7 protein-coding genes are annotated in these 15,309 nt (G+C 53.5%); 2 read left to right on the top strand and 5 right to left on the bottom strand.

What is annotated here, in order from left to right; translation table 11 throughout:
- Positions 1-51 precede the first annotated feature (51 nt).
- On the top strand, positions 52-2,184 hold the full coding sequence (locus tag Q0W37_RS01260) for a glycoside hydrolase family 5 protein (protein WP_297697994.1): 2,133 nt from the start codon (positions 52-54) through the stop codon (positions 2,182-2,184).
- Between the two features lie 252 nt (positions 2,185-2,436).
- Here Q0W37_RS01260 and Q0W37_RS01265 read toward each other — a convergent pair whose 3' ends face one another.
- The 4 genes from Q0W37_RS01265 to Q0W37_RS01280 form a co-directional block, all read right to left on the bottom strand.
- Entirely contained in the window at positions 2,437-6,117 is a 3,681-nt protein-coding gene (locus tag Q0W37_RS01265; RefSeq protein ID WP_297697995.1) for a DEAD/DEAH box helicase, read from the bottom strand.
- A gap of 190 nt (positions 6,118-6,307) precedes the next feature.
- Complete coding sequence (locus tag Q0W37_RS01270; RefSeq protein WP_297697997.1) at positions 6,308-7,597, bottom strand: polysaccharide deacetylase family protein; 1,290 nt, start codon at positions 7,595-7,597, stop codon at positions 6,308-6,310.
- Between the two features lie 464 nt (positions 7,598-8,061).
- Complete coding sequence (locus Q0W37_RS01275) at positions 8,062-10,383, bottom strand: NADP-dependent malic enzyme (RefSeq protein ID WP_297697999.1); 2,322 nt, start codon at positions 10,381-10,383, stop codon at positions 8,062-8,064.
- A gap of 180 nt (positions 10,384-10,563) precedes the next feature.
- Entirely contained in the window at positions 10,564-11,307 is a 744-nt protein-coding gene (locus Q0W37_RS01280) for a hypothetical protein (protein ID WP_297698001.1), read from the bottom strand.
- A gap of 113 nt (positions 11,308-11,420) precedes the next feature.
- Here Q0W37_RS01280 and Q0W37_RS01285 point away from each other — a divergent pair, with 113 nt between their 5' ends.
- Positions 11,421-13,028, top strand: coding sequence for a glycoside hydrolase family 30 beta sandwich domain-containing protein (locus Q0W37_RS01285; protein ID WP_297698003.1), 1,608 nt, complete (start codon positions 11,421-11,423; stop codon positions 13,026-13,028).
- Positions 13,029-13,281: 253 nt separating this feature from the next.
- Here the strand turns inward: Q0W37_RS01285 and Q0W37_RS01290 are convergent, their stop codons facing one another.
- Positions 13,282-14,976 (bottom strand): SLC13 family permease, encoded by a 1,695-nt coding sequence (locus Q0W37_RS01290; RefSeq protein WP_297698005.1) that lies wholly within the window; start codon positions 14,974-14,976, stop codon positions 13,282-13,284.
- Positions 14,977-15,309 lie beyond the last annotated feature (333 nt).

Consider the following 15,309-nt stretch of genomic DNA (forward strand, 5'->3'; position numbering starts at 1 on the left):
GTTTGGGATAAATACTGGGTTTCAACGGGGGCAACCCCAAAAGGAGTAATCATGAAACTTTCCGGTCTGTTTGGCATCGTATGCGGCACGGCGCTCTTCGCCACTTCCGCCGCATTCGCACTTCCCAAGGCTACCGAAATCTACCCCAACATGGGTCTCGGCTGGAACCTCGGCAACACCATGGAAGTGCCGAGCGACCCGACGGCATGGGGCAACATCGTCCCCACGCAGGCCATCATTGACGGCGTGAAGGCAGCGGGATTCAACACGCTCCGCATTCCCTGCGCCTGGGACAGCCACGCAAGCAACGGCACGATTGATGCTTCCTGGCTTGCCACCGTCAAGTCCGTCGTCGACATGGCAATCGCAAACAACATGTACGTAATGCTCAACAGCCACTGGGATAACGGCTGGCTCGAAGACGAGGTTTTTAGCGGAGCGCACAAGGACAGAAACGGCAACGACGCAACCACTGACAGCTCTGCCGTCCGCAAGAAACAGGAAAGCTACTGGAAACAGATTGCAGACTACTTCAAGGATTACGACGAACACCTGATTTTTGCATCTGCCAACGAACCCGGCGTGAACGACCATCGTAACGGACAACCCGCAAGCGATTACAAGGATAACGGACAGCTCACCTTTACCAACGAACGTATGATTATCCTGAAGCGCCTTCACGAAGCATGCCTGCGCGCAGTCCGTTCTTCTGGCGGCAACAACGCCACCCGCACCGTGATTGTGCAAATGCCGCGCACTGAAATCGACAAGTACCAAATGCTCGCCAACAACTACCCCGAAGATCCGGCAGGCAAGGGTTACACCATGGCCGAAGCCCACTTCTATCCGTATCAGTTCTCGCTGATGACAGCAGACGAAAGCTGGGGCAAAACCTTCTGGTACTGGGAAGACGAAACCACCGGCGCAGCTGACCGCACCTGCTCCGGCACCTCTCTCGGTTCCAAGCAGAGCATCGATAAGCAGTTCCAAAAGCTGCAACTTACCTTTGCCGACGAAGGCATTCCGGTCGTGATCGGCGAAATGGGCGCAAACAAGCGCTACAGCTTAGTCGGAACCGCCGGTTTTGATCTCAACACGCACCTCAAGGCCATCGCCGCCTGGTACGGCTACACGGTCGCCTCCGCCAAGTCTCATGGCATCGTGCCCGTCATCTGGGACACCGCCTACGAAGGAAAGAACGAAGGCAAGGACGACATGACCATTATCCGCCGCCAGGCATCCAACGGCACGAATCTCGGTGCAGTGGTTGACGAACTCACCATGAATTCCATCAAGACTCAGTTCGCAGCAGCCAAGGCCTACGAAGGCCCCAAGGACTTGCCGACCTACGCCGAAAGCGACAAGGCTCTCTGGGTCACCTACAGCACCAAGGTTTCTACCATGAGCGAAACCGGCACCATTGGCTTTACCTTCGAAGGCGGCGCAGACTGGTCCGCATACGAATCTATTTCCTTTGAAATTCGCACCGAACCCATTTCCGTGACCGGCTGCAAAGGCGACACCACTAAAGGCTGCAACGGTTACGCATGGACCAGTGTCGATATGTATGCCAAGAGCACCGCTAATTACAAGTGGACAGATACTCATCTCGGAAGTATGGATGATTTCAGCGGCATTTTGAGCACCGTTTCTATACCGCTCGCGGCTGGAACCACCAAGTTAACCGATACGTTGAACATTGCGGACAAATCCAAAGTGCTCGAATGGGGCATCAACATTTACGCAACTCAGCTTTTCGGAACCATTTACCTGAACAACATTCTGTTGCACAAGGCCGATGGCACCGTCGATACGCTCGCAAGCTTTGACTCTGCGCCGGCGAATATCCAAACATCGGGCATTGCTAGCACCCCCACCTACATCCAGGCCAACGCCAAGGGAACCGGTGGCCAGGCACCGACCGTCGCTATCGCCCCTGTTCGTGCCGCAACCACCTCCAAGATGCACGTAAGCGTACAGCCGGGCCTGGTGAGCGCCATCATTCCGACGACCTCCGCTCCGGCAAAGGCTACGCTCCTGAACAGCATGGGCCAGGTGATTGCTCAGCAGAACATTGCCGCAGGCACAAGCTCCGTCGAGCTCCGCAGCAACTTCCGCGGCCCGGCAGTGCTCATGGTGAAGCAGGGCAGCCAGCGCTACATGCAGAAGGTGATCCTGAAGTAAGTATTGTGTGGAATTCCCGGCAGGTTGGAGTGTCTTTGCCGGGAATGCTTGAAAAAGCAAAAGGATTCGGTCTTATCGACCGGATTCTTTTTTTATGGATTCCGTCAGTCCTACGGACCTCCAGGATGACGTTTCTACAGGAGTCATCCTCGACCAAAGGGAGGTCGGACAGCACTTGGCAACTTGTTGCCTTAGTGCGCATGATCCCCGAATGGGGAGGATCCAGTGATGTTTTCCGTCACTTAGGCCGAATTACAGGGCGGAAGCAGATTCCAGGGAGAATATTTCGCCGAGTTGTTTGTCGTCCATGTCGGCAAGCCAGGTTTCGCCGGCGTTCACCGTCATGTCGGCAACGGCCTTTTTCGCCTGCAACAGCGCATCGATCTTTTCTTCGAAAGTTCCCTTGGTAATAAAGCGGTGCACCTGCACATTCCTTGTCTGTCCGATACGGAATGCACGGTCGGTCGCCTGCGCCTCTATCGCCGGATTCCACCACAAGTCGTAGTGAATTACCTGCGAGGCCGCCGTCAGGTTCAGACCGGTTCCTGCCGCCTTCAAGGACAGAATCAGCACCTTGACTTCTGGGTCTTCCTGGAACTTTCGCACCATTTCGTTGCGCTGGTTCTGCGTACAGCCGCCATGATAGAAATCCGCCTTCATCATTAGTTCGCGTTCGAGCGTTTCTTGCAGGAGTTCGCCCATTTCGCGGAACTGCGTAAAGATAATCGTCTTTTCGCCGGATTCCTGAATGGAGCGGAGCAAATCCAAGAGCATTCCAAGCTTGCCCGAATCTTCGATGCGGGCCTCACCCGCCTTCAAATACGTGCGCGGGTGGTTGCAGATTTGCTTGAGCGCAAGAATCATCTGAAGAATCAGCCCCTTGCGCTTGAAAAGACTATGCGAAGAAGCTCCCGAATCGGATGCTGCGGCATCCATTTCACCGGAAGCCGCCGCAAGCAAATCATCGTTGATATCAAGCGTTGCGCCCTCTTCGAGCAGCTGCAGCTGTTTCATGAATTCGTCGAGCGTCCGCTTGTACAATGCGGCCTGCGTACGCGTGAGTTCGGCATATTCGTTCTGCTGGATTTTATCGGGCAGGTCGCTAATAATCGACTTGTCCGTTTTCATGCGGCGAAGCATAAAGGGAGCGGTAATCTTCTTGAAATGCTCGGCAATCGCTTGGTTCGCATTTTTCTGAATCGGGGTTTCGAACTTGTCGCGGAACTCGTTTGCCGAAGGGAGAAATCCGCGGTTGCAGAAGTCCATGATCGTCCAGAATTCCATGAGGCGGTTTTCGACCGGAGTTCCGCTCATGGCAATTTTCATGGGAGCCTTGAGAGCGCGGATACGCCGGCTCTGTTCGCTGTCGGCATTTTTGATGTTCTGCGCTTCGTCAATCACGATGACTTGCCAGTTCAACTTTTCCAGCTTCTTGAAATCAAGTCGACACGTCGAATAAGTCGTGAGCAACAGGTCATGATCGAATTTTTCAAGTTTGCGGCTTGCCCCGTGGTACACGAAAGCAGAAAGCGCCGGGGCAAACTTCTTGATTTCCATCTGCCAGTTCCACAAGAGACCCGCCGGCACCACCACCAGGGCGCGGCCTTCCGCAAAGTGATGATCCTCTTTCATCTTGAGCAGGAAAGCGATCACCTGGAGCGTCTTTCCAAGGCCCATGTCATCGGCCAGGATACAGCCGAAACCCATTTCCAGGTTCTTGCACATCCAGGAATATCCACGTTCCTGATACGGGCGAAGCGTCGCGTTCAGCTCCCTCGGTAGCGTGGCATTCGTTTCGCCACGCCAGGCGTCAAACTGTTCCTTGAGACCATCGGTCATATCGACCGGGATATCGTCGCATTTGCCGGTAAGGCATGCCTGCACCAGCTTCGCAGTAGACGGAATAAACGACTGGGCGGTTTCCGATTCCGCCGTATCGGAGTCGTCCGCACCCTCTAGGACTTCTACGTCATCCGATTTTTCGCCCCGTGGCCTTTTCGACTTTTCCTTTTCGCGTTCGTCCAGGCGCTGCTGCAACAAATCGAGGTCGTCCTTGTTGAATTCAATATAGCGGTCCTTGTACTTGAGCAAACCTTCGGCATCGCGGGCAAGTTTCAGGAATTCTTCTGCAGAAATCTTGTCGTCGCCAAGAGCTACTTCCCAGTCAAAGTCCAGCAGGTCACCCGCCGTAAAGGCCCCTATGCCAAGGCTCCCCTTCAACTTCATCTGGGTTTTCGGACGGGCTCGTTCCAGAAGCGAGCGAGGAATTTCGGTGACGATTCCAAACACCTCGGATTTCTTGACGGTATAGTTCACGAACTCCTTGAGTTCAGCACCGTGCATCACGACAGGCTCTGCCGCATGGTTTTCAAGGTAGGCCTTCAGGGGCTTGAAGATTTCGGCCATGCAGTTCAGCACATTCAGAAGCGACAGGAGTCTCGGATTGCTCTCGCGGAACAGCTGCGCAAGCGGCACACGACCGGAGGCATCTTCGATAAAGACATTCAGCGCAATTTCCTTGCCAAGTTCCGAGCAGACAAAAACAATCTTGTGGTTGAATTCGAGCGAATTGTAGACCGAGAACCATGCCTGTATCTTGGATGGAATCTTGAGGCCATTGGCGGCAAGCTTACCCGACTTGCAATCGAAAAAGAATCCGAGCAAGTTTTCGTGCGGGCCCTTCTTGTAATTCTGGGCGGTACGGGCAAAGCGCAGAAGTTTGCCAATAAAAATCGAAAGAATATGCTCGGCGGCGGCATCCAAATCTTCGCGGGATTCGTCGCGCACCGTAAACGCGAAATCGTCGGGAACGGACTTTTCGAGTTCGGCCACGATCTGAAGCACGTCAGGGAGCATTTCGGCAGGCAGCCAGCGCACCTGCGCCGTCACGTTGTTCAGCCAGAACACCTGCGGGTAAATCGCCCCGGAGCGCACCAGGTAATACGCCACCGTAAGCATCTGGTGCAAGAAACGGATGGTCACATGATTGTGCCAAACGCAGTCCTGGTTCAGGCGGCAAAGCGCGCCCATGATATTCTCGACCGAAAGCCCCGAGGCCACCACAGACTCTTCGACCAGCTGGTCGAACGTCCACTGCCAAGGTTTCGTATGGATCAGTTGCAGGCGTTCGCGTTCCATCAAGAACGTACGCGCATGGTAAATTCCAAAATCCTGCGCAAACTGGCCGAAGTTTTCAAAGTGATTGTAGAATTCGCGGCAGCGTGCCAGTTCGTCGACAAAACTCTTCTTGAAGTTTCCCGACGGGCAGAAATCGGGAAAGTTCGTAAGCATCGCAGGGAGCACGTGCGAATAGTCGCGCCATTCCGAAAACTTGAACATCGGCACCCGCGGGGCCGCCACACGGTTGTTCACCGGCAAGATGCGCACTAGGGTCGATTCGCGGGGCACATCGGATTCTACCTGTTCCGGCTTGTAATCCTTGAGGTAGGCGATATCGAGTCCATGGAGCCTAAACAGCAGGAACGGATCGGCGGATGCCATTTCGGCAAGCTTCAGAAATACGCAAATCACGTAGCGGCAAGGAAGACTGTCCTTGCAGTCGCAGTTCATATTCACTCGGTCGCAGGAATCGAAAAGCGAAAGTCCGCACTTCGATAGAATCAACTCGATGGAGGGGTTTATCGCGCCGTTCGCAAGCGCCATCAGTTCAGCCGGTTGCTGTTTCAATAGCCCCACAAAGGCGTCTCCGCGTTCCTTGTCGAACTTCGGAAAAACAAGGTAGAGATTGTGCAGGCCGCCGTTTGGCCCCTTGACGGATGCCATCACGCGGTTGTCCGTTACCGTAAACGGCTGAACCTGTCCGCGCCCCACGTACTTGAAAGCGTAATCAATATCGCGTTCGGACGCACCCGAAAGCAGCTGATCCAGCCACTTTTTGCTCCACCAGGTACTACCATAAACACCATATTCCATAGACACCCAAATATAGTAAAAAATCCAGATTCATTTGCTCAAATGAGCAAGATATCAACAGGATTAACACATATTTTTGTCGAAAAAATTCGAAATCGACAGACCGAAAGCACCTTTACGTATATAAAAATATCGCCGCGGAGAACTCCGCGGCGATTACCCATTCAGAAAGAGATTTGAAGACTTAAGGCTACAGTTTCACCTTGAAGGTCTGACGGCCCACCCTGACGATGTACACGCCCTTGGCGCCGGTATATACCTTCTGTTCGCATCCGAGAATACGGGTAGTGCGCAGCTTGTGGCCGAGGCTGTTGAACACGGTAACCGTTTCACCCTGGGAGCCGGACACGGCGATGTAGCCGTTGGAAGCATAGACCGCGTGCTGGAAAGTATTCGGCATATCGATAATGCCTTCGGGATTTTCGCTGGAAGAGCTTTCGATTTCGGAGCTAGAAGAAGATTCAATAGCGGCAGCGTTCTTGACGACAATGTTTCCCGCATTGGGCACGGCATCGAAATAGACGTAACCGCCGTCTACCTTGGATTCGAGCTTTGCATTATCCTGCGTCACTTCGACATTCGTCCAATCCGTCTTTACGCGAATCGAAAGCGGATAATCATACTTAGAAATATCGTCAGCAATCTCATGCTTAAGCGTGAAGCTCTTGCTGTTTGCGGAACCGCCATCCTGTTCTTCGATCTTGGAGGACTTGCGTTCCTTGATGTACATGGCGACATGGCCCATCGGAGCCACCCAGATATCCTTGTCGTTATCCTTGGCCCACTTGAGCGCACCCTCGATAGCGCCAATGTCGGTCGGAGAATAAGTTGCAGAACCGTTGTTCTTGTTCTGGAATCCGTGCGTCAGGAAAGCGACCCAACGGTTATTCTGCACGGCCGACTGCATCTTACCGGTAAAGTCGTTCGTACTCTTGAGGGAGCCTTCGGCACCGGTCATGATTGCCGGAACCTGAGCCCAGTTGCGGGGACCGTCCTTGCTCATGTCATCGTCGAAACCTTTCCAGCTACCGTTGCAGATACGGCCCACGATGTAGTTCTGAAGGACCATGCCTTCATTTGGCACGGTACAGTTCGGATAGGCTAGCGTAACCAAGCCATATTTCTGCTGGATTTGTCCATTGATGATACCCTTTGACGACGCAATTTCATCGTCGCCCATCGGGTTGCCATGGTTGACGCTATGGCTTGCGATTTCGTGACCGTTCTTGGCCAAGTTTCCGAAACCGCTCCAGTCAGGATTCCATTTGGTAACCAGGTTAAAGGTCGCCTTATAACCATACTTATCGAACAACGGGCCGCCATCGCTCACGTGACTCGGAGCACCATCGTCAAACGTGAAGGAGGCTGCGCCCTTGCGGAACCCAGACCAATCGGCAATTTCAGCCGTCTGGGCAAAAGTAGAAGTCGCCACAAACAGTCCAAAGACAGATGCGGCCATAAAATATTTTTTGTAGTCCATAATACACACCCTTTCTATAATTCCAATGGGAAATTTAAATTCTTGGGCGTAAAAATGGACTATTCTTGCAGACTATTCGTTGTTAGGCTTTACAACACCCCAAAAGTAAAAACTTGTTTGTATTTCACTAGTCCTGGATGCAACGGACGGAATAGCCGTTTCTCTTTGTATAACAGTCGATACTCGCTGTGTAATCTTCCTTACCTTCAAGATCCCTATTCTGCAAGTACATGGAATACGCACCGTCATCATTTCGGTGCCGTTGGCAGCCACTTCCACAACTTTTTCGGTAGTGGATTCACCACAGGCTGTGAGAAATTTCCTAATACAACATTTTCACCAAATGCTTCAAATTTACGGCAAACTAAAAAGATGGGGTAAAGCCCCATCTTCTGTTTTTCTGTCATAAAACAAACTTGTACTAAGCCCTGGGGTTGTCCCGCACAAGGCCCGACACAAGTCCATTACCACATCTTGTCGAACTTCTTGCGGTTCTTTTCTTCGTCCTTCTTTTCCTGAACGATGGCGTCGATCACGGCGGCAACCGTCAGGTTGAAGATATCATGCACAGAGGCGTCGGAGTCGGTGAAGTGTACCGGCTTGTTCAAGCCCATCTGCACAGGACCAATAGATTCGCCCACGCCCATTTCGAGGAGCATCTTGCAAGTGGTATTTGCAGAAGAGAGGCACGGGAAGATGAGCGTGTTGACCGTCTGGCCCTTGATCTTGTTGAAGGGGTACTTGGTGTCGCGCAGGTCCTTGTCGAGCGCCACGTTCACCTGCATTTCACCGTCGATCACGTAGTCCGGATACTGTTCGTGAATCATCTTCACCGCTTCGCGGGCAGTGTTGGACGTTCCACGCGGAGCACCCTTGTCAGAACCGAAGTTTGCGTAGCTGAGCATAGCCATCACCGGTTCGTGGGCAAAGAAGCGCACGGCGTCGTGAGTGAGCTTCACGATATCCACAAGCGTTTCGGCATCGGGGTCGCGGTTCACCAGCGTATCGGCCAGGAAGAACGTACCCTTGCGAGTGCTCAAAATGTGCATAGCGCCGAAGTGCTTGTATTCTTCGCGGATACCGATGATTTCCTTGGCAAGTTCAATCGTTTCGCTGTACTTGGAGTAACCACCAGAAATGAGAGCGTCTGCATCGCCGACCTTCACCATCATCATACCGAAGTGGTTCGGTTCGAACATGTCGTCGCGGGCTTCGTCGAGTGTCACACCGTTACGGCCGTTTTCTTCGGCGTAGATTTCAGCATACTTGCGGCGGCGTTCGAATTCTTCCGGAGAACGCGGGTTCACAATCTTGATGCCCGTAAGGTCGAGCTGTTCGCGCTGGGCAATAATCTGAATACGTTCGGGGTTACCGAGCAGAATCGGATGAGCAACGCCTTCCGTCTTGGCCTGCACTGCAGCCTTGAGCATGTTGAGGTTGCTTTCGGCAAACACCACGCGCTTCGGGTTGCTGCGAGCCGTATCGCTAAACTGACGGATAAGCTTGTTATCGTAGCCCATCATGTCGCGCAGGCGGTCATAGTAAGCATCCCAATCGGTAATCGGCTTGCGGGCCACGCCACTTTCGATAGCGGCCTTAGCCACAGCGATCGACACATCGGTCAACAGGCGCGGATCCAGCGGCTTCGGAATCAAGTATTCCTTACCGAAGGTAAAGCGCTGAGAGTTGTAAGCAATGTTCACCACATCCGGAACCGGCTTGTGGGCAAGGGCTGCAATGGCGCGCACGGCGGCGTGCTTCATGTGTTCGTTGATGCAGGTGGCGCGAACGTCGAGAGCTCCACGGAAAATGTAGGGGAAACCGATCACGTTGTTCACCTGGTTCGGATAGTCGCTGCGGCCCGTCGCAAAAATCAGGTCGCCACGGCTTGCCATGGCTTCTTCGTAGCTGATTTCAGGGTTCGGGTTGGCGAGAGCGAAAACAATCGGCTGGTCGGCCATGCTGCGGACCATTTCGCGAGTCAGGACATTAGCCTTGGAGAGGCCGACGAACACATCTGCGCCCTTCATGGCATCTTCAAGCGTTTCGATATCGGTGCGGTCGGTCGCAAAGAAAGCCTTCGCTTCGGTAAGGCCCTTGCGGTCCTTGCGGATGACGCCCTTACTGTCGCACATCACCAGGTTCTCTTTCTTGAGACCGAGAGACAAGTAGAGGCGCGTGCAAGCGCAAGCGGCTGCACCCGCACCGTTCACCACCATCTTCACGTTGCGAATGCTCTTGCCCGCAACTTCGATAGCGTTCAAAAGACCCGCGGAAGAAATGATGGCCGTACCGTGCTGGTCGTCGTGCATCACGGGGATGTCGAGTTCAGCCTTCAGGGTGTCTTCGATTTCGAAGCATTCAGGAGCCTTGATGTCTTCGAGGTTGATACCGCCGAATGTCGGGGCGATACCCTTCACGATTTCGATGAACTTCTTCGGATCTTTTTCGTTGATTTCGATGTCGAACACATCGATACCGGCGTAAATCTTGAAGAGCAAGGCCTTGCCTTCCATCACCGGCTTACCGGCGATGGCGCCAATGTCACCGAGGCCGAGCACGGCCGTACCGTTAGAAATCACCGCGACCAGGTTTCCCTTGCCGGTGTATTCGTAAGCGAGGTTGTTGTCCTTTTCGATTTCGAGGCAGGGAACGGCTACACCCGGAGTGTAGGCGAGACCCAAGTCGGTCTGCGTGCTATGCGGCTTGGTCGGCACGATTTCGATCTTGCCGGGCTTACCCATGGAGTGATATTCGAGGGCTTTTTCCTTCAGGTCCTTGCTCATTTTTTCTCCTTGCAGAAATCTCCTAGAGATTGCTTCGGCTTCGCCTCGCAATGACGACCTAGACATGCGAAAAAATGTTAAGCCTCGCAATGGCAATTTGATTTTTCTGCCATAAGTTTTTTTTCGCGCGCGAATATAGTAAAAGCAAGGGATTTTGTAAAGATTTCTTAAATATTACATCTAACGTTCACGCTGGAAAAACCAGTAGTAGAACAAGCTCCAGGCACCCCAAAGTACACAAAGCCACATTCCTATGTAACCCGCCATGTAAACCGCGTCGGCAATCGTATCGTACTTGAGCAAAAGTCCCGTTTCCGACAGGATAAAGTTCCAGTCGTGGAACCCGTAAGGCGCTTCCGCCCCCGTTCCCCCGCTAATCAGCGTCAGTTTCATGTGCAGGGCATCGTCAATATAAACCGCCACGTCGATAAAGTTCTCAAAAGCCCACCAGAGCGCAATGGAGGCACCCAGAATGTCGCGCGGCTTAATCCATAGCGCAAAGCAGAAGACAAGCGGCATGATAATCTGGAAAAGCGACCCGCCCAAAGACGTCAGCACGCGGTTCCCCAAGAATCCGAAAATAATATGCCCCGACTCATGCACCGGCAAGTTCAGGCAATGCAGGAACTGCGCCACCCAGGCATCGTAACCGTGCAGCATCAACTGAACGGTGTAAAAAATCATCATCACCAAAAGAAAGGCCCGGACAATGAAAAAGGCCGTTCCGTTCAGCGTTTTCGGATAAAGCAGAAACTGGACCCACACCGGCCATGAACCGGGTTCCGCCAGGCTAAACGTCGAAGGCTCCTTGTGATTCACCGTCACAAGATGCAGAGGAACACTGTCGGTCCCCTTGGTCGCCCGCACCATTTGTAAAGCAGGCCGCTCTTCCACGACACCCGATTTTTTCTCTTCTTCCTTCATGGTTTAAATATATATTCGTCGCGCCACATTCGCCCCGGAATCCCTACATTTTGCATACTTTTCGACACAATCCGGCCAAAAAAATTTATTTTCACCCCCAAAAGGATATGTCTATGAATCGACTTTTCAAGACGGCGACTCTCGCCGCACTCTCTATGCTTGCAGGCGTTTCAACAACGCAGGCAGCCACCATTACAATCAACCCCGCCGACACCAAGCAAGAAATCATCGGCTTCGGCGGCGCATCCGTCTATTACCAGAACTGGATTGCCAACCTTCCCGCCGCAGACCAGGAAGTGCTATTCGACACCGCCTTCACGGGACTGAACCTTTCGATCCTCCGTATCGCAAACTGGCTCCAGGACGAAAGCAAGGACCTGACCGACGACATCAACATCGTAAAGGCAGCCCAAAAACGCCTCGGCAGCCACCTGAAAATCGAGATGTCCAGCTGGAGCGCTCCCGGCAACCTAAAGCCGAGCGGTAGTCTCAACGGCTACGACGGACATTCCAAATCGGACAAGACCCTGAATAAGGCAAGCGGGGACGCCTACGGCGCCTACGCCTACACCGACTTTGCCAACTGGTGGAAAAGAAGCCTTGAAGCCTACGCCGCACAGGGCATCGTTCCGGACTACATCAGCCTCCAGAACGAACCGGACATGGAAGCGAATTACGAAGAAACATTATTCGAACCCACCGAGACAAACGAGATTGCTGGCTACAAGGAAGCCCTGAACGCCGTCTATGACGCCGTCAAGGGAAAAGCAAAAATCCTGGGCCCCGAACCTCTCGGAATCGGATACGGCAACTTTGACAAATACGCCAAGGAACTCGACGCCAACAAGCTGGACGGTTACGCCTACCACCTGTACCACGCAATGAGCGGCGACAACTCCGGCACCAACTACCTGAATCCGGAAAATTTCCGCGCCCCCATGAAATCGATTGCCGATACATACGGCACAAAGCCCATTATCATGACGGAATTCTGCCCGATGCTTGACGAGCCTCGCGAAGAGGATATGCTTGGACTCGCCCATATCATGCAGATTGGCTTCACCGACGGAAAATTAGGTGGTTACGTCGCCTGGCAACTTTTCTACGGTTATCATGCACAAATGATCGGCGTGTGCCCCGGTGCAGGCTGGGACCTTACCGGAGATGGCAGATACGTGTGCGAAGGAAAGGAAATCAAGATTTTCCCCGAATACCACGCCATGCGTCACTATTCCAAGTTCGTGAACCCAGGCTGGAAAGTGATCGGCGCCACGAGCGACAACAGTGATCTGCACACGGTCGCATTCCAAAGCGCAAACGGTGACTCCATTACCGTGGTTGCCATCAACAAGTCCGCCGCAACGGAACTGAGCATTCCTGTCGACAGCTACACCGCCATTCACGCTGTACAGTCTGTCGAAAACGGTGACAAGAGCAAGGAAATTGCGCCCCAGGAAACGATTTCTCTCCCGGCAAAATCCATCACGACCGTCGTGTTCTTTTCAGATACCCCAAGCAGCATCCGTACCCCCGTCGCATCGAACCTCATCGACGACCAGAACGCCACCGCCAAGGTATTCGACCTGAACGGAAACCTCGTCTGGAACGGACTTAAGAACCAGGCGATGAATGATGACGGCACGCTCCGCCTGAATCTGCGCCAAGGCATGTACCTCGTAAAAACGAAGAACGCCACGGTGAAAGCTGTCAAGAGCAACTAGGCTGTTCCGCAGCCTTCGGGCTTTGAAAGTCTAAGGATTTCCGCAACGGTTTACCGCCTGAAGCTTCAAAGTTTTAGGTACTAGTTACCAGAGAATCAAGAGAACAAATTCTACAACAAAGAATCCCCTCGGCTTAAAGCCGAGGGGATTTCTTCAAAGTTATTTGCTACTATAGCGATCTTTCAGAGCTACTATAGAGCCGAGCAGTCTTATTTTGCGATAGGCGCTTCGGCAAGCTCTGCGACCTTTTCCACTACTTTGCAGCGGCGGAGTCAACCGGAGCAGCAGCCTTCTCTTCAGCAGGAGCGGCAACTTCAACCTTTGCAGCGGCGGCGCTATCGACAGCGACGGCAACGGTAGAGTCTGCGGCGACGGCGGCAGCGCTATCGGCAACAGCCGGAGCAGCGGTTTCAGCAGCCGGGGCAACGACCTTTTCAACGGCGGCAGGAGCAGCGGGAGCGGCTTCAGCGGCCTTGGGAACCGGGGTACCGAAGAAGTTCATCTTGGCAAGGAGGATCATCATCACCCAAGAGATCACGAGGCCACCGAGACCCATCACGATACCGGTCTTCGCCATACCGTTAGTGTCGGTGTAACCCGTAGCGTGGGCGAGTGCGTTAGGCGGCGTCGAAATCGGGAGGCTCATGCCGAGAGAGCTTGCAAAGGCAACAGAAACGAGGAGTGCTGTCACACCACCGAGGCCAACGAGGTTGTCCTGGCAGGCAATACCCACGGCGCAAAGAATCGGAACGAGGAGCGTTGCCGTAGAGGTGTGGCTCATGAAGTTTGCCATGAAGAGGCAGATGATACCGCAACCGATCATGAGGGCGAGCGGAGACCAGCTTGCAAACGGAATCGTCTTGATCAAGTGAGCGGCAAGGCCAGTAGCATTCAGGCCAACACCGAGAGCGAAACCACCGGCCACGAGCCAGAGCACGTCCCAGCTCATTGCGTTCAGGTCTTTCTTGGTAATCACGCCGGTGAGGGCAAACACAGCCATCGGGATCATAGCAATTGCGTTATCGTTAATGCCGTGGACACCCTTACCGGTCACCCACAAGACAACGCACACGACAAAGGTAATGTACACGATAATTGCTTTCGGGCTGGTATCGAACTTGCCGGCACCTTCAATCTTCAGGACCATTTCCTTCATCTTGATCGGGTAGATCTTGAGGAGCAGGACCCATGCAATCACCATCAAAATAATCACGTACGGAATACCGAAGGCCATCCACTGACCGAAGCTCACCGGGTTTGCAACCAGGTCGCCACGGGCGATAGCGTCGTTCAGGGCGCCGAGGGCGATAGCGTTAGGAGGCGTTCCGATCGGGGTACCCATACCACCGATGTTTGCGCCCAGCGGAATAGCGAGGGCAAAGGCAGCTTTACCGCGGTCATCTTCGTCGAAGAGCTTGAGCACCGGAGCGAGAATAGCAAGCATCATGGCAGCGGTAGCGGTGTTGCTCATGAACATGGAGAACACGGCGGTGATGAGCATGAGGCCGAGGAGCACGAACTTCGGGTTCTTTCCGAAAGGCTTCAGGAGCACGCGGGCAAGGTTCAAGTCCATCTTGTACTTGGTGGCTGCAGCAGCGAGGAAGAAGCCGCCCAAGAAGAGCATGATGATCGGGTTTGCAAAGGTCGCCATAATGGACTTATGGCTGATCATGGTCACACCGTCCACGCGGAAAGGCGACAGGGCGGAGTCGGACATCGTCACGATCATGAGCACAATGACGAGCATCGAGGTCGACCAGATCGGGAACGGTTGGAGGATCCAGAAGAGGGCCGCCATCACGAAAACGCCAATGACGCGGATTTCGAGCGGGTTCAGGATTCCCATGGGGCTTGCGGCATCGAATCCGAGGGATTCGTAGGGCAAGAAGAGAGCGGCGATGGCGAGCACCGACGCGATGATGAACTTGATGAATTTAGCCTTTGTCATAGTGCGGCCAAATTTAGAAAAAAGCCGCCCTTATGGCAAGATTACGGCATTATTACAAAGGGGGATGAGTCCCCCTAACTTCAGCCCCTACTCGAGCCTGCTCCGCACGCCATCAAGACCGTTCGGCTCTATAGCAGAAAAGATCTGTTAATTTCGCCTCACTCTCGCCACAGCCCCAGCTTAACGCATGGGGCTTTAGGCTCACAAAATTACGGCCTTCGGCCTTTACTGCTCGCTTTGCGGCCAGTCTCTCGAGGGTTTTCCGTTACCCCCACTGCTGAAGTGAACCCCGAAAGTTGGACACAGCTTTCGAGGAATTTATGGCTTTCAATC

Origin of the sequence: uncultured Fibrobacter sp. (genome assembly GCF_947166265.1) — a bacterium.
Taxonomy (GTDB): Bacteria; Fibrobacterota; Fibrobacteria; order Fibrobacterales; family Fibrobacteraceae; genus Fibrobacter.

What these genes read in the sequence shown, in the direction of transcription:
- Q0W37_RS01260 (WP_297697994.1), top strand. Translation starts at nt 52, where the DNA reads ATGAAACTTTCCGGTCTGTTTGGCATCGTATGCGGCACGGCGCTCTTC.
- Q0W37_RS01265 (WP_297697995.1), bottom strand. Translation starts at nt 6,117, where the DNA reads ATGGAATATGGTGTTTATGGTAGTACCTGGTGGAGCAAAAAGTGGCTG.
- Q0W37_RS01270 (WP_297697997.1), bottom strand. Translation starts at nt 7,597, where the DNA reads ATGGACTACAAAAAATATTTTATGGCCGCATCTGTCTTTGGACTGTTT.
- Q0W37_RS01275 (WP_297697999.1), bottom strand. Translation starts at nt 10,383, where the DNA reads ATGAGCAAGGACCTGAAGGAAAAAGCCCTCGAATATCACTCCATGGGT.
- Q0W37_RS01280 (WP_297698001.1), bottom strand. Translation starts at nt 11,307, where the DNA reads ATGAAGGAAGAAGAGAAAAAATCGGGTGTCGTGGAAGAGCGGCCTGCT.
- Q0W37_RS01285 (WP_297698003.1), top strand. Translation starts at nt 11,421, where the DNA reads ATGAATCGACTTTTCAAGACGGCGACTCTCGCCGCACTCTCTATGCTT.
- Q0W37_RS01290 (WP_297698005.1), bottom strand. Translation starts at nt 14,976, where the DNA reads ATGACAAAGGCTAAATTCATCAAGTTCATCATCGCGTCGGTGCTCGCC.